Below are 16,815 nucleotides of genomic sequence, written 5' to 3' on the forward strand. Positions count from 1 at the left end.
GTACGTGCGTGTTTCGTTGCCACGAGAGAGCTCGACAGTCTCCACGTCGACCCAATGCTCGGCGTCGCCGGCGGCGACGCGGACCGTTACCTCGCCCCCATTGCCGCGGTGCCCTTGCACACGCCCCACCGGCAACGGTGCCTTCACGATCAGGACTCGATAATCTCGAGAACGATCCGACGATCTTCCTTGGACCCGGCGGCGGAAAGGATTGAACGGACCGAGCGGGCCGTCTTTCCCTGCCGACCGATCACCTTCCCCAGATCGTCGGGCGAGACCCGCAATTCGTAGAGGGTCGTCGGCCAGCGAGCGCCAGCCTCCTGGTCGTCGGTGTCCGCGTCGACGCGCGCATCGTCTGCGGCATCGGCATCGGTCTTGGCGTCCACGATCTCGGTGACGTGGACTTCATCCGGCTGATCGACAAGGGACTTGGCGATCAACTCCAGCAATTCCTTCATGGAGCCCTCGGAGCGGATCAGGCCTCGGCGGAAACGCGGGCCTTGACGAGCAGACGCTTGACGGTAGGCGACGGACGCGCGCCCTTATCGATCCAGGCCTGGGCGCGATCGACGTCCAGGCGAACCGACGAAGGAGAGGTGCCCGGATCGTAGGTTCCCAGCGTGTCGACGAATCGACCGGTCGGGGGAACCCGAGAATCCGAGACGACCACCCGATAAAACGGGGAGTGGGTCGATCCCATCCGTCTGAGTCGAATCTTCAACACCGCAACGATCCTCCTGAAGCAAGCGAATGCAGCGCCGCACTATAGCCTATCGGCCCAAAAAGGGCATACCACCGCCACGGCCCTTCTGCTTCATATTCTTCATCTGCTTCATCATTCGCTTCATCTGACTGAATTGCTTCAGTAATCGGTTGATTTCGGGGACCGTGCGACCTGCTCCGCGGGCCACTCGCTTCTTCCGGGAGCCATTGAGGAGCTGGGGCTTTCGTCGTTCCAGCGGCGTCATCGAGTCAATGAGCGACATCACCCGGACCACCGCCTTGGGGTCCATATCGCTCTCCTTCACGTGGGACATCCCGGGCAGCATGGAGACGACGCCACTCAGCGGCCCCATCCGCTTGAGCATCTTGAGTTGATCGCGAAAATCCTCGAGGCTGAACTCGTTCTTGCGGATCTTCTTCTCGAGCGCCTTCGCCTGCTCCTCGTCGACGACCTCCTCGGCCTTCTCGATGAGCGTCAGCACGTCCCCCATCCCGAGGATCCGGCCGACCATGCGATCCGGATGAAACACCTCGAAATCGGTCGGGCGCTCGCCGATGCCGATGTACTTGATGGGGACACCGGTCACGTGGCGGATGGAGAGCGCCGCGCCGCCCCGCGCATCGCCGTCCAACTTGGTCAGGACGACACCGGTCACGTCGAGGGCCGTGTGAAACTCGCCGGCGGATCGCACGGCATCCTGTCCCGTCATCGCGTCGGCGACGAACAGAATCTCGTGCGGACTGAACGCCGACTTCAGTCCCTTCAGCTCATCCATCAGGGTGTCGTCGATATGCAACCGGCCGGCCGTATCCACGATGACGGTATCGAATCCGGACTTGCGCGCGGTGGCGATCCCCTCGCGAACGATCTCGATCGGCGAACGACTGCCGTCGTGCTCGTGAACCTGCAGCCCGACCGACTGGCCGACACGCACCAGCTGCTCGATGGCCGCAGGTCGGTAGACATCCGCCGGGATCAGGTACGGATAGCGTCCCGCCTTCTTGAGGGAGGCTCCGAGCTTTGCCGTGCTGGTCGTCTTACCGGAACCCTGCAGGCCGACCATCATCACCACGGTCGGAGGCTTGGACGCCGTCGCCAGCCTGCCCGAGTCGGGCTCTCCGAGGATCGCTTCCAGTTCCGCGCGAACGATCTTGACGACCTGCTGCCCGGGGGAGAGCGACTTCAAGACGGCCTCGCCCGCGGCCTTCTCCCGGACGGCCGCCGTCAGGTGTTTGACCACTCCGACATGCACGTCGGCCTCGAGAAGCGCCAGACGAACCTCGCGCAGCGATTCGTCGAGAACCGCGTCGCTGATCTTTGTCTTGCCGCTGAGCTTCTTGAACGCACCCTGGAGGCGTTCCGAGAGACTTTCAAACACGGTTCAGCTCTCCGGAGTGCGGTCCGCTAGACCGACTTGAGGATGTGTCCCATCTTTCGTTTCTTGGTCGCTAGATAGTCGCGATTGTCGTCACCGGGGACCTGCTCGATCGCGACTCGCTCTTCGATCTCCAGGCCGTAGCCCTTCAACGCGACATACTTACCCATGTTGTTGGTCATCAATCGAAGCTTGCGGATACCCAGGTCGTAGAGAATCTGCGCCCCCACCCCGTAGTCCCTGAGGTCCGCACGGAAACCGAGGGCGAGGTTCGCCTCGACCGTGTCCTTCTGCTCCGTGTCCTGAAGTTCGTACGCTCGAAGTTTGTTGGCGAGTCCGATCCCCCGACCTTCCTGTCGAAGATAGAGGACCACTCCCTCCCCTTCCTTCGCGATCCGCTCCATCGCCTCATGAAGTTGGAGACCGCAGTCACATCGCGTCGAACCGAACACGTCCCCAGTCAGACATTCGGAGTGAACCCGAACCAGTGTCGGTCGTTCGGCGCACGGCTCACCCATGACCAACGCGACGTGTGTCTGATTTTCCAGTTCGTTCGCGAACGCGTGGATCTTGAACTTGCCCATCGTCGTCGGCAGATCCGGCGAAGCGACCCGACGCACGATCCGCTCGGTGCGCATCCGATAGCCGATCAGATCGGCGATCGAAATCAACTTCAAGCCGTGCTTCGACGCGAACGTCGCCAACTGATCACGGCGAGCCATGCTGCCGTCCTCGTTCATGATCTCGCAGATCACGGCGGCCTCCCCAAGCCCGGCCAACCGACAGAGATCGACGGACGCTTCGGTGTGGCCGGCCCGACGCAGCACGCCTCCGGCGCTACAACGCAACGGGAAGATATGCCCCGGGCGGGCGAGGTCTTCCGGTTTCGTGTCCGGATTCGAGGCGACCCGGATGGTGTGCGCTCGATCCGCAGCGGAAATACCCGTCGAGATATTGTCCCGCGCCTCGATCGATACGCAGAACGCCGTCCGCCGTCGTGCCGTGTTCTGCGACACCATCGGCGGGATCTTCAACTCATCGAGCCGTTCGGGCGTCATCGGCATGCAGACCAACCCACGCCCGTGAGTCGCCATGAAGTTCACCGCGTCCGGAGAGATTAACTCCGCGGCGCAGACAAGATCGCCTTCGTTCTCGCGATCCTCATCGTCGACGATGATCACGAGCTTGCCGTCCTTGATGTCCTGGACGGCCTCCTCGATATCCGCGAAGAGCTGCTGTCCCCTGTCGTCTGCCATGGGTCACTCCATCCGATGCATCCGTTCAAGATAGCGTGCCAGCAGATCAACCTCCAGATGAACCCGGGAACCGGGGCCATAACGCCCCAGTTTAGTGACTCTCAAGGTCTCCGGGATCAATGCGACGACAAACCGGTCCGCGGACACCTCCGCGATCGTCAGCGACACCCCGTCGATGGCAATCGAGCCCTTGTAGGCCACATAGCGGGCGATCGAGTCCGGCAGCTCGATATCGAGCCGCACATCGCCGCCGACGCGAGTCAGATCGAGAACCGTCCCGACGCCGTCGACATGTCCCTGAACCCAATGCCCGCCCACGCGGTCACCGACGCGAAGCGCCCTCTCGAGATGAACATCGTCGCCAACGGTCCGACTCCCGAGGTCGGTGCAGTCGAGGGTCTCCTGAATGACGTCGAACGCCATCCCATCCTCACGAAGTTCGGCGACGGTCAAACATACGCCGTCGACGGCGACACTCTCGCCGAGGACGAGCGGTTCCCCGCGCAGTCGCGCCTTGACGGAAAGCCGCGTAACGCCCGATTGGCTGTCGATCTGCACGACCGAACCCAGGCACTCGACGAGACCGGTGAACATCGACTAATCCCCCGCATCGACGGAGATGGCATCGCCCATGATGACGAGGTCCTCCCCGAGGGCCATCGTGGCGGTCCGACGAATCGCGAGTCCCTCCGCCGGAGATGCGACCGCGTCCGCGTCAACCCAGGGTACCGCGCCGCGGGCACCCAGAAACCTCGGGTTCATGAACGCGATAACTCGATCCACGCGTCGCGCCGTCACGAATGCGCCGGTGACGGCCGCCCCCCCTTCGACCAGCAGATGTTGGATGCCGCGACGCCCCAGATCATCGAGGAGTGCATCGATCTCCACCTGTTCGTCGTTGCCGGTCTTCGACGGGAGGCGGACGATGTCCGCAGATGAAGACAGGCCCTCGACCTTCTGCTGGTCCGCACTCTCGAGCGTGTAGACGAGAGGACGCCGACCCTCGCAAAACAGACGAGCATCGCGGTTCAGCTCCAGCCGGGACGAGAGGATCACCGGGAGCGGCGACGCATCACGGGCTCCGAGGCGAACTGTCAGCCGTGGGTCGTCCCGACGAACGGTTCCGGCACCGACCAGGATCGCATCGTGTTCGGCACGTTGCCGATGGGTAAAACGTCTCGACTCCGGATTGGAAATCCAGTGTGAGTCTCCACCCGCCGCCGCCAACAAGCCATCTGCGGAGACTGCCGCCTTCAGGGTGACCCATGGGCGGCCGGTCTCATGCCAGTTTACGAATCCCGCGTTCAACCACCGAGCATCGGACTCCAGAAGGCCGACATCCACCTGGACCCCTGCCTCGCGAAGCGCGGAGAACCCCGCGCCATCGACCCGAGGATCCGGATCCTGCATCGCAGCGACCACACGTCCGACTCCGTGACGAATGATGCTCTCGGTGCACGGCGGAGTCTTGCCGGTGTGATGGCACGGCTCCAGATTGACGTACAGCGCGGCCCCTCTTGCAGCGGCCCCTGCAGCCTTGAGCGCAACCGCCTCGGCGTGATCTGTACCGGGGCCGCAGTGATACCCCACTCCGACGACCTCTTCGCCGGCAACGACGACGCATCCGACCCGAGGGTTGGGTGTCGTCGAACGCTGCACACGGATTGCGAGAGCGAGCGCCTGCCTCATGAACGAGAGGCATGCCGTGTCGTTCATTCGGCGGACTCACCGAGCAGCCCATCGACGTAGGACTCCGGCTCGAACGGCAGAAGGTCTTCGAGCGTCTCGCCGACGCCGACATAGCGGATCGGGAGGCCGAGACGTTTATGGATACCGAGCGCAACGCCGCCCTTGGCCGTACCGTCGAGTTTCGTCAAGACGACACCGGACAGGTTCGTGGCCCGCGTGAATTCTTCGGCCTGCACCAGGCCGTTCTGACCGGTCGTCGCGTCTACGACCAGCAGGACCTCGTGCGGTGCGTTCTCGACCTGACGGGTCGCCACACGACCCAGCTTCTCCAACTCGGCCATGAGGTTGGTCTTCGTATGTAGACGACCTGCAGTATCCACGATCACCGTGTCGACGTTCCGTGCGACCGCCATGCCCAACGCGTCGAAGACAACCGCCGCAGGATCGGCCCGCTCGCGTTGCTTCACGAGCGTGACACCGGCCCGCTGGGTCCATGTCTCCAATTGCTCGATTGCCGCCGCACGAAACGTATCGGCCGCGGCCACGATCACCGATCGACCCTCGGCCCGCTCACGTGCGGCCAGCTTTCCGACCGTCGTCGTCTTCCCGCCACCGTTGATCCCGACGACGAAGATGACGTGGGGCTGCCCGGCTTTCCGCTCCGCGACGGGACTGCCGGCCGGCAGAGCGTTGAGCAACGTACGTTTCACCGCGCCAACGATATCCTCGTGGGTCGTTGTCCCCTTGCGGACCTGAACCCGGACCTCATCGATGATGTTGGCGCTGAGTTCCGGACCGAGGTCTGCCGACAAAAGTCCGGCCTCTAACTCCTCGAGGGCCTCCTCGTCGACTTCCGTCCCGCCGACGACACCCTGCAGGGTGCCCGCGATCCCGTCTCGTGTGCGTTTGAGGCCACGGACGATCCGTTGAAAGATCCGCAGGGCCATGGCTAGTGAATCATCTCCAGTAGGTCATCGGCTGCGGCGGAGCTGGGACTTCCCGGCGCCACATCCGCCACGCGTAACAGCACCTGACGCGCCTCGGCCATCTCGCCGGCGCGAAAATGTGCCAAACCGAGCCGGTAGTAATACTCGCCGTCCTGGGCGAAACCGGGCCCCGCGACCTTGAACTCGCGAACCGCCTCATCGAGCCGACCGGTCTTCTCGAGGAGCAAGGCGAGCTCGTAATGCGCCTGGTAGAACTTCGGATTGATCTCAACCGCGCGACGCAGCGAGTCGATCGCCTCCGCGTCGCGACCCTGCCCGCCATACAACATTCCGAGGTTCAGCCAGACCAACTGCGGCGTCGGATAGGACGGATCGTCAAGCGCGATCCGAAAATGCTTCTCGGCCTCGTTGGTCTTACCCAGTTCGTTGTAGACCGCACCGAGGAAGTTATGGGCGTCCGTCAGGTACTCGTCCAACTCCAGAGCCCGATTGAAATGCTCGACAGCCGGTTCGTAACGCGCCGCGACGAACATGATCTGACCCATCAGGTTGTGGAGTCGCGCGTCGTCCGGGGTCTCGGCGAGCGCGTCTTCCATGATCACAATCGCGTCCCGGGCGCGGCCGGCGCGCAGCATCGACTGCGCTTTCCGCGCCTTCTCTTCCACCGTCAACTCACGCGGAGCCGTCGTCGGTTGGGTCTTCCCGCCGCCACACGCGGCCAGAGCCACGAGGGACAGAAGAACAGACAGGAACAGGACGTTTCGGGGGGTCATTCTCATCCATCGCCTCCCTGATAGGGCTCCACGAAGAGAGTAGCAGAAATCGGACCGACGCCTCGACTCAGGACCCACGTCGAAACAGGAGATCGAAGAACGATCGTCGTTGGGGCGTCAACGGCATGGGCGGCAGGTCCGGCGATCGGCCTTCGAGCAGCTGCTGTGGCGCATCGAAGGCCATCGCTCGAGCCCGTTCCTCTCCGGTCCAGCGAGCGGCGAGCGCCACGGACTCCGCCATACAGGGCGGCCGTCCCCGTGTGTTGTGCCCATCGCTTGCAATGACGTGTACCAGTCCACGGGAGAGCAATTTCTCCGAAAAACTCTGTGCGGTCGAACCGAATCGCCCCTCGATGCTGCCGCTCGTGATCTGCCCCCAGGCGCCCAACCTCACGACCGACTCGTAGCGCGAGATATCGTCCTGGAAAAATCGGATCCGTTCGGGGTGGGCCAGCAAGATGACGAGACCTGCCAGCTGAAGCTGAAATATCACGTTCTCGAGATCGACCGGGTACTGGCTCAGCGACAACTCCAACAGGACCGTCACACCGTTGTCCGCCAGCGTCGGAGCCCGCCCGTCCTTGACCCGCTCCGGGATATCGGGGCACAGGTGGACCTCGGCCCCCGGCAACAACGTCATATCGATGCCTTCCCGTTCCAGCCGTTGCCGCAGGCTCGACACGCCTTCCAGGATCGCTTCGCGTTGATTGAAGAAGAACCCTTCCTTGCAATGCGGCGTGGCGACGATCGTCCGCGTCCCATCGTCGTAGGCCACCCGGGCAAACTCCACAGCGTCGTCCTCGGTCTTCACGCCGTCGTCGATCCCGGGAAGGATGTGGGTATGGAGATCGATCATTTCGTACGTCCTCGCTCGACGATGTCTTCCGAGATCAGCGGTCGGCTCAGAAGCCGCTTGACGGCATCCTGCGGGCGCACGTCCTCAAACAGAACGCGGCACGTCTCGTCGATGATCGGTGCGACGACATCGTGTTCTTGAGCCAGGGTTCGAGCGGCCTTGCTGGTAGCGACACCCTCGGCGATACCGGAGAGCCTTGCGTCGATCTCCTCACGCGGCACTCCACTCCCGAGCAGGTATCCGTAGCGTCGATTGCGCGACTCTTCGCCGTAACAGGTCAGGACAAGATCTCCGATGCCGGCCAACCCCTGGAACGTCTCTACGCGTCCACCCAGCGCAACTCCCAGGCGGGAGATCTCCCCCAGCCCACGCGCGATGAGTCCTGCCGCGGCGTTGGCTCCCATGTCGAGACCCTGGGTCACGCCCACGGCGATGGCGATCACGTTCTTCAGCGCACCCGCCAGTTGGACTCCTACGGGATCGCCGTTGGTGTACAGACGCAGCGAACGACTGGCGAGCGAAAGCTGGAGGTCGCGGGACAACTCCGCGTCCGCCGATGCGATGGCAACGGCCGTCGGTTTTCCGGCAGCCAGCTCTCTGGCGAACGACGGACCGGCCAGCACCGCGATCCCTCGAGCCGCGCCCATCTCGGCGGCACAGACCTCGGCGGGAAGTTTCAGCGAGTCGTGTTCGACGCCCTTGCAGGTCACCAGCACCGGTATGTCCACCGGGCAAACCGTCGCCAATTCTCGATAGATCGGACGCGCAAACTGGGTGGGAACGGCGACCACCACGATCTCCGCCCCCTCGACGACTTCGGAGATTCGATGATCGACCCGCAGTTCCGGAGGATAGGGGACGCCGGGTAGGTACGATCGATTCTCTCGGACCGCCTGGATATCTGCGGCCCGCTCGGCTCCGCGAACCCACTGCCGGACGTCGTGGGACCGGGTGGCCCAGTGGATCGCCAGAGCGCTTCCCCAGGCTCCACCGCCGAGCACACCGATTCGTTTGCCAGTCATGATTCGGATTGTAGCTTTTTCTAACGCGATCGATCGAGGAGTCGACGCCGCGCCCCGTCGAGAGCCGCCGCGACCGTCCGTTGACGGACATGCTCGCGATCTCCGGCGAACCGCCAGGTGGTCGAGTGGCACCCGTCACCGATCGCGATGGCCCCACAGACCGTCCCCACGGGTTTCTCGTCGGTCCCGCCGGCCGGACCCGCGATCCCGCTGACCGCGATGCCGACGCCCGCGCCTGTCGCCCCCCGGACCCCGCGGGCCATGGCAGAGACGACCGCTTCCGAGACTGCGCCGTGCCGTTCGAGCAGGTCAGCCGGAACACCCAACAGTTTGCTCTTAACGTCGTTGGTATACGCGATGACGCCTCCGGCGAACCAATCTGACGAGCCCGGAACCGAGGTTAACGCCCCGCCGATCAAGCCACCCGTGCAGGATTCGGCCGTGGCGATGGTTTCGCCGCATTCCGTCAACAGTTTGCCGAGACTCTGGGCCAACGATCGCACATCGTCGACAGCGTCTCCGCCTCTTTCTCTACCGTCTCTCGACACGTGCCCGCTCCTCGGTACTCAGGATGCGAAGATTCTCCTCGATCCGTGCAGAGAATGTCGAGACGGCATTCTCCGAGTCCGGCGCGGGAGGCTGGAGCGGCTCACCGAATCGAATGGCGACCGGTGCGGGGCGTGGGCAACGCTTACCCCGCGGCCAGGCCCTTGCCGTCCCGCCGATGCCGATGGGAACCACCGGCGCACCGCTGCGAACCGACAACAGCGCCGCACCGTCCCGGTAGTCCACGCTCTCGCCGTCGGGCACCACACGCCCCTCGGGAAAGACTCCCACGACCTCACCGGAATGCAATCGCCTCAGCGCCTCGCGCAATGACAGCGCGGCGCGGCGCCTGCCGACGCCGACGGGGATCGACCCCATCCGTCGATAGAACCAACAGGCCCACGGCTTCCGGTAGACCTTCTCCATGACCAAGAAGCGCACCGGCCGCCGACAGGCGGCACCGACACACGGCGGGTCCAGCCAGCTTCGATGTTCCGCCACGACGATGGCGGCGCCCTGCGAGGGCAATCGAACATCATCGCGAACACGGAGTCGGAAGAGCACCCCGGCCAGCATCCGGAACCCTAGCCTTGTAACGCTGTAGAACATCGGCGTCGCCCTTCGCCGCTATCGAGAGGTCATTCCTCTCGAAGGTCGATCTGCCGGATGAATCCGAGGAAGTAGTGCCACATCGATAGCAGCGCCAGCACCATCACGATCCAGAGCGAAACGGTGCCGAGCTGACTGTAACCCACCCAGCGCTCGAGGGAATGGGTGAGGATCAGTAGCGTGATGGCCACCACCTGGGACACCGTCTTCCATTTACCCCAGACGGAGGCCTCGATCACCATGCCCCGGGTCGCCGCGATGCTTCGCATCCCGCTGACGGCGAACTCTCGCCCGACGATGACGACGATCATCCAGGCCGGTGCAAGGCCCAACTCGACCAGAGAGATGAATGCGGAGACCGTCAGCAGCTTATCCGCGATGGGATCCAGGAGCTTCCCGAGGGTCGTGACTTCGCGACGACGACGGGCCAGATAACCATCGAGCCAATCGGTCGCGGCGGCCACCAGGAAGATCAGGACGGCGATGATCTCTCGCCACGCCGCCATCCACACGACCCACCCGGCAAGCCATCTCAATCCATCCAGACCCTCGATACGGGTCACGAGCCAGGCCGTCGCCCACGGCGGCGTCAGCAGAACCACGACCAGCAATGGTGCGAGGAAAATTCGGATGACGGTTAGTGTCGTGGGGAGGTTAAGACGCATCGGCTGTCACCCGTAGGCGGGGCGACGTTACCATCTCCGCTGAGCGGAATCAATCATCGGGAATCTCGACGGTTCGCCGATGCCTCCGCCCCCGTCTCTGCCGAAGGCGACGCCTACTTGCCAGACGGCGCCACTTCGGTAGTTCCGGGTCGTCCGCTGATCTCGAACAATCCGACGGGGTTGATGTCGTCGGTGATCGTATCGGGGTGCGTCAATCGGATCGTCTGCGTCATGAGCCCCTCGGGGGTCTCGAACTGGACGTAGATGATGCCCAGGGAGGTGACAGAGACGATGGGGTTGCGTGCATCCGTACTGTCGGAGGACAACTGCAAGGGGTCCATCCAGCGGGTCTCGAGGAATCGGGTCATGTGGACCGTTCCCCTCCCTTCGGCCTCAGTCCACCAGACGATGTACGGGACGCCGGCCGGATCGAGGTCGATCATCGGATCCATCTCGTCGGCCTCGGTCGAAAGATCCTCGATCCAACGGATCGCAGACCAACCGCCGCGATACCAGCGACTGTAGGCCAGGTCGTAACCTGCACCCGTTCCTCGGCTCCAGACAACCCAGGAACCCTGATCCAGTTCACCTTCCGCATACGAAGGGATGAGATCGCCCGTGAGATCCCCGTCGGGATTGAGCGGAACGGCGTAGCGTAGCGCCCGAGCAGTTCGACCGCGGGGAGCCCAGATCTTGGCGGCCTCGGTTCCCGCCTCGGCGATGACCTGGGTCGACAGATAATTTCCGTTGCGATCGGTCCTCGCGACGACTTCCCCAAACACGTTGGAGAATCCCACGACCAGTATCACTGCGACCGTCAGTCGCACAATTCCGCGATACATCCCAATCACCTCCGAATCCGTTCGATATGCTGGTCAAACTCTTCCACTTCGGGGAACCGACGCTGCAACATCGACCGCAGATGTCGAAGCCGCCCGAACGCGATCTTCTCCCGAGTGGGATGCTCTTCTCGTTGCGCCATCTTCCAACGATGATGGGCGTTGAGGAATAACATGTCGTAGTAGCAATCGCCGGTGCGATTGGCGAGCAGATCCGACTCTTCCAGGATCTGTCGTGCTTGACCATGCTCGTTGCGAGCCATGTGAGCCTCGGCCATCCTCGTCAGCGACAGGGCGGCGGAGCGTCGGAAGCCGCGATCGCGGGCCAGGGAGTGAGCCTCCCGTAGAAGCGCAATCCCCTCGTCGAATCGCCCCACGGTGACGTGACAACCACCCAGGTTGGTCAATACGGTGGCCTTCATCTCGTGATGTCCGTCGAGGTGTTGGAGCACATCCAACGCGCGGTTGTAAATATCCAGCGCGGTGACAGGCTCCTCTTCGTCGTGAGCGATATTGCCGAGGGTGTTCAGCACACCGGCCTGGGTCAGACGATCGCCTGCCCCTTCGGCCAACTCGAGACACTCACGGGCGAGAACCGACGCAAGGTAGTAGTCACCTAGCTCACGGTAGAGGTAAGACAACTGCAACAGAACCCGAATCCGTGTGTGAGGTGCCAGCTTCTTGCGGTCTTTGAGAATCGCTCTAAGCTCGCGTTCGGTCATGTACAGCTTGCCGAGGGCCTTCAGAGCCGTGGCCATCCGCCAGCGAGCCTCCGCGGCCAACTCTGCCGCCCGAACCGGGTCGCCCTCGCGCTCCGCCAGGTCGAAGGCACGCTCGTAGGTCACGAATGCCCGACCGTGCTCGCCTCGGGCCATCCAGTCGGCACCGTCTCTGAGGAGCTCCGCGTGGACCACGCTGGTCGGCTTGAAGGGCTGATATTCCTCGAGGTCGAGGACGTCGGAGAAGTTCTGGACCGGTACGTTGAAGACACGGGCCAGAGCCCGCAGCTTGTCAAAGGATGGGACAGCCTTGCCCTTTTCGAAGCGGCTGAGCTGAGAATTGTCGATTGCTTCGCCCAGGGCCATTGCTCGCTCTTCGACTTTTCGCAGGGTGTAGCCGTAACCTTCCCGAAGACGACGCAGGTATTCGCCGAGACGAGTCGTCTCGGACGTTAATCCTTCAACGTTTTCGGAAGACTGGGCCATCTTTCCTGCATTTGTTTGACTCATCTACCCCCCCCAAGGTCTTCCCCAAGACATCGGTAGTCTTCTTTTATGGCGTACTTCAGGGGGTGTCAAGCGCAATTGCCCCAGGACCCGGGATGCTGCGGATCCGGCATCCGCAAGGGTTGATACGGCCCGGTTTTCTCCGTACACTCCCATCGCACGGTTCTACAGGCCCAAATTCCGGGAATTACTTCAGTATTGGAGAGGGATGCCCCGACCCAGACAGGACTCGACGACCCTTCTCCGGCGGATCGGATACGACGCCGCCCTGGAGGAGCGTGGGCTGGGCGCGCTGGCCCTCGGCGATCGCTCCGCAGCCCGGGAGCTCCTGCTCCGTCTCTCCGGCACGCTACAGCCCGGAGAGGGCCCCAGGGAAGGACGCGTCGCGACCCAACTCCTGCTGGGCCTGCTCCACCAGGTTCACGGCTCTCTGGCGGAGACCGACGTGCGAAGTCACCGGTTCCAGACGCGACGGCTGGAGCTGATCCAGCAGTTTGACGGGTGTCGGAGTTTCGCCATCGCGCGGCAACGCTTCGACGAGATTCTGGGCCGTCTACTTCGAGCCCAGACGGAGCCCGCGGCCTCCGACATCCCGGAGATCGTCGAGCGGGCGCTGACGTACATCGATCGCCATTTCCGACGCCGGATCTCGTTATCCGATGTGGCGGCGGGGCTTCATGTCTCCTCCAACTACCTTTCGCGGAATTTCAAGAAGCACGCCGGCCACACGATCACCGAAGCGATCCAGCGGCGGCGCCTCGACAGCGCGCGGCGTCTTCTGTCCAATGGGGAGCGGAGCCTCTCCGAGATCGCCTACCGGGTCGGCTACCAGAACTACCGGGACTTCTATCGCAACTTCGTCAAGTACGAACGCGCGTCGCCCCGACAGGTGCAACGGAAGCTGCACTCACAGGTCAGTTGACGATTCGAATTGAACCGTCGGAACCGCGGACCATTCGCGGCGGCTTCCCGAATGCCAGTTGGTTGCGACCCTCACTCTGCGACTCCAGCCGCTCTCTGACCCGACGCACGTACTCACGGGTCTCGGGGTAGGACGGAATCCCGCCGTGACGATCCACCGCGGTGGGACCTGCGTTGTACGCGGCCAACGCCAGGTTCAAATCGTCGTCGTAACGGTCGAGCAGCGCACGTAGATACCGACAGCCACCATCAAGGTTCTCGTCGACGGCGTAAGGATCCTTGACCCCGTACGCACGGGCGGTGGCCGGCATCAATTGCATGAGACCGATCGCGCCCTTGGGCGATCGAGCGTGGGTGTTGTAAGCCGATTCCACCTCGACGACCGCACGGACGAGATCGGGACTGAGTCGGTTTCGCCGAGCCGTCGAATGCAGCACGGGTTCGATGGCCGCGCGACGATCGGCGAGAGACCCGCCCCGCGACGATCGGCGTCCGCGTGAGCGGTGTCCCGGCGAGAGGTCGGGTGCGGATGACGTGTTGCTGAAGGCCAGTCCGGCGTCGTCGCTGCTGCGAACGATCGAGGTGTCGGCCTGCCCGATCGACGGGGTCACGAACAGCGCGGTGACCAGAATGACCAACCTGTACGGCATGACTTTCATTGACGTCGAGCCTCTCAACTCAGCTTTCGTCGCACCTCATCGGCGGCAGCCGCAAGCGCTGCGTCAAGATGCTCCGGCTGTTTTCCACCGGCCTCGGCCAGGTCGGGGCGACCGCCGCCACCCCCACCGATCTTCCTGGCGAGTTCTTTCACCAGTGCACCTGCCGGCAGGTTCTTACGGAGATCCTCGGTCACGGCGACCATCAGCGAGGCCTTCCCGCCGACGGCCCGACCCAGAACCACCACTCCAGAACCTAGTTTCCCCCGCAGTGCATCGGCAACCTCACGCATATCCTGAGGCGAAAGGCCGTCAACCCGACGCGCGACCACCCGGACGCCCTCGACATCGACGGCTTCCCCGGCGATCTCATCGAGATGGTCCCGGATGGCGCCGACCCGCTGCTGATCCAGCTGTTTCTGAAGATCTCGGAGCTGCCCGAGGCGTCGCTCGATCTCGCCCCGCAGGGCGTCTGCCGGGACGGAGAGCTCGGCCTCGAGACCGGACAGGATCCCCTGCACGGCCCGAAATCGATCGAGCGCCCCCTCGCCGCTAACGGCCTCGACTCGTCGCGTACCCGATGCAACTCCGCGCTCCTCTAGAAGCTTGATCAATCCGATCTCCCCGGTGTGCGTGGTGTGCGTACCGCCACACAGTTCGAGGGAGAAGTCACCGATCGACACGACGCGAACCCGCGATCCGTACTTTTCGCCGAACAGCGCCATGGCACCGAGCTCGAGTGCGCTGTCGACGTCCATCTCCTTCGTCTCGATCTCGACATCCGCCAGCACCTGCCGATTGATCAGGGACTCGATATCGGAGAGTGCCTCGGGAGTCACCGGCGCGAAGTGCGTAAAGTCGAATCGGAAGCGGTCGTCTCCGACTCTCGAGCCGGCCTGCTTGACGTGAGTCCCGATCACGTCTCGCAGTGCGGCGTGCAGGAGATGCGTCGCGGTGTGATTGCGCTTGATCGCCGCGCGTCTCTCTTCCGTGACGTCACCACGGACGCGATCGCCGATCGCGATGGCGCCCTCCTCCAGTACGACGCGATGAACGAACAGACCGTTGCCGCGTCGAACGACGTCGGTCACCTGTGCCCGACCGTTCTCTGCCGCCAGCATGCCCTGATCGGCGATTTGCCCGCCCGCCTCTCCATAGAAAGCCGTCGATGCCAGAAGCAGCTCGCCGGTCTGTCCCGCGACCAGCGTATCGATCGGCGTGCCGTCGCTGAGGATGCCCAGCACGCGGCTGTCATCGAACGCCAGACGGTCATAACCAAGAAACTCCGTCGATGGCTGATCGCTCCAGGCCTCGTAGGCCGCGGTATCCGTGGTGGCCCCGCCGCCTTTCCACGATGCCCGGGCACGATCTCGTTGCCGGGCCATCTCCCGCTTGAAGCCTTCCTCGTCGAGCTGAATCCCTCGCTCGTCGGCGATATCGCGGGCAAGATCCAGCGGGAATCCGAAGGTGTCGTAGAGCAGGAAGAGGTCTTTCGCGGGAAGCACCAACGGGGTGTCGCCGGCATCCTTCTCCGTGCCCAGTGCGCCGAGCTTGTCATCCAGCATCTGCAGGCCGGTCGAGAGCGTATCGGCGAACCGCCGCTCCTCCAGATCGCCGATCTGAAGCAACGCATCTTTGGACGCCAGGAGCTCCGGATAGACGTCTCCCATCTGCTCGACGACGACCGGCGTGACATCTCGCAAGAACGGCTCGTGAATCCCCAGCTTCCGTCCGTGACGGATGGCACGACGGAGCAAGCGCCGAAGCACGTAGCCTCGTCGGTCGTTGGCAGGCACCACCCCCTCGGCCACCAGGAAGGCGAAGGCCCGGGCATGATCCGCAATCACGCGGATGGAGAAATCGGTCTCGGGGTCCTTTCCGTAACGGGTGCCGCAACGTTCCGCCGTGGCATTCAGGAGCGGGGCGAATATATCGGTGTCGTAGTTGCTCTGCTTGCCCTGCAGGACCGAAACGATCCTCTCGAGACCCATGCCGGTATCGATACTTGGAGCGGGTAGGTTCTCGCGGGCCCCGTCGGCACACTGATTGAACTGCATGAACACCAGGTTCCAGATCTCGAGGAACCGCCGCTCGTCCGTGGCCGGGTTGGAGGGACCCGACACCGAGGTCAACTCGTCACCGAGGTCAACGTGGATCTCACTACACGGCCCGCACGGTCCTGTCTCTCCCATCCGCCAGAAGTTCTCTTCTTCCCCGAGCTTGAGGATTCGATCCGGGTCGACACCGATGTCGTCACGCCAGATCCGCAATGCCTCGTCATCCGCTTCGAAACAATCGGTACCCTCGAAGACGGAGACCCAGAGCCGCTCGGGCGGCAGTCCGTAGACCTTGGTGATCAGCTCCCAGGCGAAGGCGATCGCATCCTTCTTGAAGTAGTCCCCGAAGGAGAAGTTGCCGAGCATCTCGAAGAAGGTGTGGTGCCGTGGCGTCCGCCCGACCATCTCCAGATCGTTGTGTTTACCCGAGACGCGCAGACACTTCTGCGAGGAGACCGCCCGGGGGCTGCTGGCGGCCCGGCGTCCGGTGAAGACATCCTTGAACTGATTCATACCGGCGTTGACAAACAGCAGCGTCGCGTCGTCCGGAAGAACGACCGGTGAACTCGCGACCTCCTGGTGCTGACGCTCCACGAAGTAATCGATGAAGGCCCTGCGGGCCTTGTTGGCTTCCATCGTCCCGCCCCGTACCCG

18 protein-coding genes are annotated in these 16,815 nt (G+C 63.4%); 1 reads left to right on the forward strand and 17 read right to left on the reverse strand.

The features are described from left to right. Window positions 1–149: 149 nt before the first annotated feature. The 15 genes from OES25_13525 to OES25_13595 all read right to left on the reverse strand — a co-directional run bounded on the left by OES25_13525 (window position 150) and on the right by OES25_13595 (window position 12,530). Window positions 150–458, reverse strand: a complete 309-nt coding sequence (locus OES25_13525; protein ID MDH3628660.1) for a KH domain-containing protein — start codon at window positions 456–458, stop codon at window positions 150–152. A 17-nt stretch (window positions 459–475) separates the two neighbouring features. Further along, window positions 476–724, reverse strand: coding sequence for a 30S ribosomal protein S16 (rpsP, locus tag OES25_13530; GenBank protein ID MDH3628661.1), 249 nt, complete (start codon window positions 722–724; stop codon window positions 476–478). Between the two features lie 46 nt (window positions 725–770). Further along, complete coding sequence (ffh, locus tag OES25_13535) at window positions 771–2,102, reverse strand: signal recognition particle protein (protein MDH3628662.1); 1,332 nt, start codon at window positions 2,100–2,102, stop codon at window positions 771–773. A 26-nt stretch (window positions 2,103–2,128) separates the two neighbouring features. Then, window positions 2,129–3,355 carry a bifunctional 3,4-dihydroxy-2-butanone-4-phosphate synthase/GTP cyclohydrolase II gene (locus tag OES25_13540; GenBank protein ID MDH3628663.1) on the reverse strand — a complete coding sequence of 409 codons (1,227 nt, stop codon included), beginning with the start codon at window positions 3,353–3,355 and terminating at the stop codon, window positions 2,129–2,131. A gap of 3 nt (window positions 3,356–3,358) precedes the next feature. After that, window positions 3,359–3,949, reverse strand: a complete 591-nt coding sequence (locus OES25_13545; protein MDH3628664.1) for a riboflavin synthase — start codon at window positions 3,947–3,949, stop codon at window positions 3,359–3,361. 3 nt (window positions 3,950–3,952) lie between these two features. Then, window positions 3,953–5,071 carry a bifunctional diaminohydroxyphosphoribosylaminopyrimidine deaminase/5-amino-6-(5-phosphoribosylamino)uracil reductase RibD gene (gene ribD / locus OES25_13550; GenBank protein ID MDH3628665.1) on the reverse strand — a complete coding sequence of 373 codons (1,119 nt, stop codon included), beginning with the start codon at window positions 5,069–5,071 and terminating at the stop codon, window positions 3,953–3,955. Beyond that, window positions 5,068–5,991, reverse strand: a complete 924-nt coding sequence (gene ftsY, locus OES25_13555; protein ID MDH3628666.1) for a signal recognition particle-docking protein FtsY — start codon at window positions 5,989–5,991, stop codon at window positions 5,068–5,070. Before ftsY ends, ribD begins: the two co-directional genes overlap by 4 nt. A gap of 2 nt (window positions 5,992–5,993) precedes the next feature. Further along, the gene (locus OES25_13560) at window positions 5,994–6,770 is read right to left on the reverse strand and encodes a tetratricopeptide repeat protein (protein ID MDH3628667.1); all 777 of its coding nucleotides are present in this window, start codon (window positions 6,768–6,770) and stop codon (window positions 5,994–5,996) included. Between the two features lie 61 nt (window positions 6,771–6,831). Next, window positions 6,832–7,620 carry a capsular biosynthesis protein gene (locus OES25_13565; protein MDH3628668.1) on the reverse strand — a complete coding sequence of 263 codons (789 nt, stop codon included), beginning with the start codon at window positions 7,618–7,620 and terminating at the stop codon, window positions 6,832–6,834. Continuing rightward, window positions 7,617–8,642, reverse strand: a complete 1,026-nt coding sequence (locus tag OES25_13570; GenBank protein MDH3628669.1) for an NAD(P)-dependent glycerol-3-phosphate dehydrogenase — start codon at window positions 8,640–8,642, stop codon at window positions 7,617–7,619. The genes OES25_13565 and OES25_13570 overlap by 4 nt, the downstream gene beginning before the upstream one ends. 20 nt (window positions 8,643–8,662) lie before the next feature. Further along, window positions 8,663–9,190 (reverse strand): nicotinamide-nucleotide amidohydrolase family protein, encoded by a 528-nt coding sequence (locus tag OES25_13575; protein ID MDH3628670.1) that lies wholly within the window; start codon window positions 9,188–9,190, stop codon window positions 8,663–8,665. Next, window positions 9,174–9,752 carry a 1-acyl-sn-glycerol-3-phosphate acyltransferase gene (locus OES25_13580; protein ID MDH3628671.1) on the reverse strand — a complete coding sequence of 193 codons (579 nt, stop codon included), beginning with the start codon at window positions 9,750–9,752 and terminating at the stop codon, window positions 9,174–9,176. The genes OES25_13575 and OES25_13580 overlap by 17 nt, the downstream gene beginning before the upstream one ends. Window positions 9,753–9,826: 74 nt before the next feature. Continuing rightward, entirely contained in the window at window positions 9,827–10,462 is a 636-nt protein-coding gene (gene pgsA, locus OES25_13585) for a CDP-diacylglycerol--glycerol-3-phosphate 3-phosphatidyltransferase (protein MDH3628672.1), read from the reverse strand. Window positions 10,463–10,575: 113 nt separating this feature from the next. After that, window positions 10,576–11,304 (reverse strand): hypothetical protein, encoded by a 729-nt coding sequence (locus tag OES25_13590; GenBank protein MDH3628673.1) that lies wholly within the window; start codon window positions 11,302–11,304, stop codon window positions 10,576–10,578. A gap of 5 nt (window positions 11,305–11,309) precedes the next feature. Further along, complete coding sequence (locus OES25_13595) at window positions 11,310–12,530, reverse strand: tetratricopeptide repeat protein (protein ID MDH3628674.1); 1,221 nt, start codon at window positions 12,528–12,530, stop codon at window positions 11,310–11,312. A gap of 205 nt (window positions 12,531–12,735) precedes the next feature. Between OES25_13595 and OES25_13600 the strand changes: the two genes are divergently transcribed. Beyond that, window positions 12,736–13,449 carry an AraC family transcriptional regulator gene (locus tag OES25_13600; protein MDH3628675.1) on the forward strand — a complete coding sequence of 238 codons (714 nt, stop codon included), beginning with the start codon at window positions 12,736–12,738 and terminating at the stop codon, window positions 13,447–13,449. Here OES25_13600 and OES25_13605 read toward each other — a convergent pair. Together OES25_13605 and alaS are read right to left on the reverse strand one after the other, a co-directional pair. Then, on the reverse strand, window positions 13,442–14,098 hold the full coding sequence (locus OES25_13605; GenBank protein ID MDH3628676.1) for a lytic transglycosylase domain-containing protein: 657 nt from the start codon (window positions 14,096–14,098) through the stop codon (window positions 13,442–13,444). The two genes, OES25_13600 and OES25_13605, sit on opposite strands and share 8 nt — an antisense overlap. A 23-nt stretch (window positions 14,099–14,121) precedes the next feature. Next, window positions 14,122–16,797: an alanine--tRNA ligase gene (gene alaS / locus OES25_13610; GenBank protein ID MDH3628677.1), complete on the reverse strand. Its 2,676-nt coding sequence runs from the start codon at window positions 16,795–16,797 to the stop codon at window positions 14,122–14,124. Between the last annotated feature and the right edge of the window lie 18 nt (window positions 16,798–16,815).

It is taken from the genome of Acidobacteriota bacterium (assembly GCA_029861955.1).
Lineage (GTDB): Bacteria > Acidobacteriota > Polarisedimenticolia > Polarisedimenticolales > Polarisedimenticolaceae > JAOTYK01.

What these genes read in the sequence shown, in the direction of transcription:
- OES25_13525 (MDH3628660.1), bottom strand. Translation starts at nt 458, where the DNA reads ATGAAGGAATTGCTGGAGTTGATCGCCAAGTCCCTTGTCGATCAGCCG.
- OES25_13540 (MDH3628663.1), bottom strand. Translation starts at nt 3,355, where the DNA reads ATGGCAGACGACAGGGGACAGCAGCTCTTCGCGGATATCGAGGAGGCC.
- OES25_13545 (MDH3628664.1), bottom strand. Translation starts at nt 3,949, where the DNA reads ATGTTCACCGGTCTCGTCGAGTGCCTGGGTTCGGTCGTGCAGATCGAC.
- ribD (MDH3628665.1), bottom strand. Translation starts at nt 5,071, where the DNA reads ATGAACGACACGGCATGCCTCTCGTTCATGAGGCAGGCGCTCGCTCTC.
- ftsY (MDH3628666.1), bottom strand. Translation starts at nt 5,991, where the DNA reads ATGGCCCTGCGGATCTTTCAACGGATCGTCCGTGGCCTCAAACGCACA.
- OES25_13560 (MDH3628667.1), bottom strand. Translation starts at nt 6,770, where the DNA reads ATGAGAATGACCCCCCGAAACGTCCTGTTCCTGTCTGTTCTTCTGTCC.
- OES25_13565 (MDH3628668.1), bottom strand. Translation starts at nt 7,620, where the DNA reads ATGATCGATCTCCATACCCACATCCTTCCCGGGATCGACGACGGCGTG.
- OES25_13570 (MDH3628669.1), bottom strand. Translation starts at nt 8,642, where the DNA reads ATGACTGGCAAACGAATCGGTGTGCTCGGCGGTGGAGCCTGGGGAAGC.
- pgsA (MDH3628672.1), bottom strand. Translation starts at nt 10,462, where the DNA reads ATGCGTCTTAACCTCCCCACGACACTAACCGTCATCCGAATTTTCCTC.
- OES25_13590 (MDH3628673.1), bottom strand. Translation starts at nt 11,304, where the DNA reads ATGTATCGCGGAATTGTGCGACTGACGGTCGCAGTGATACTGGTCGTG.
- OES25_13595 (MDH3628674.1), bottom strand. Translation starts at nt 12,530, where the DNA reads ATGAGTCAAACAAATGCAGGAAAGATGGCCCAGTCTTCCGAAAACGTT.
- OES25_13600 (MDH3628675.1), top strand. Translation starts at nt 12,736, where the DNA reads ATGCCCCGACCCAGACAGGACTCGACGACCCTTCTCCGGCGGATCGGA.
- OES25_13605 (MDH3628676.1), bottom strand. Translation starts at nt 14,098, where the DNA reads ATGCCGTACAGGTTGGTCATTCTGGTCACCGCGCTGTTCGTGACCCCG.
- alaS (MDH3628677.1), bottom strand. Translation starts at nt 16,797, where the DNA reads ATGGAAGCCAACAAGGCCCGCAGGGCCTTCATCGATTACTTCGTGGAG.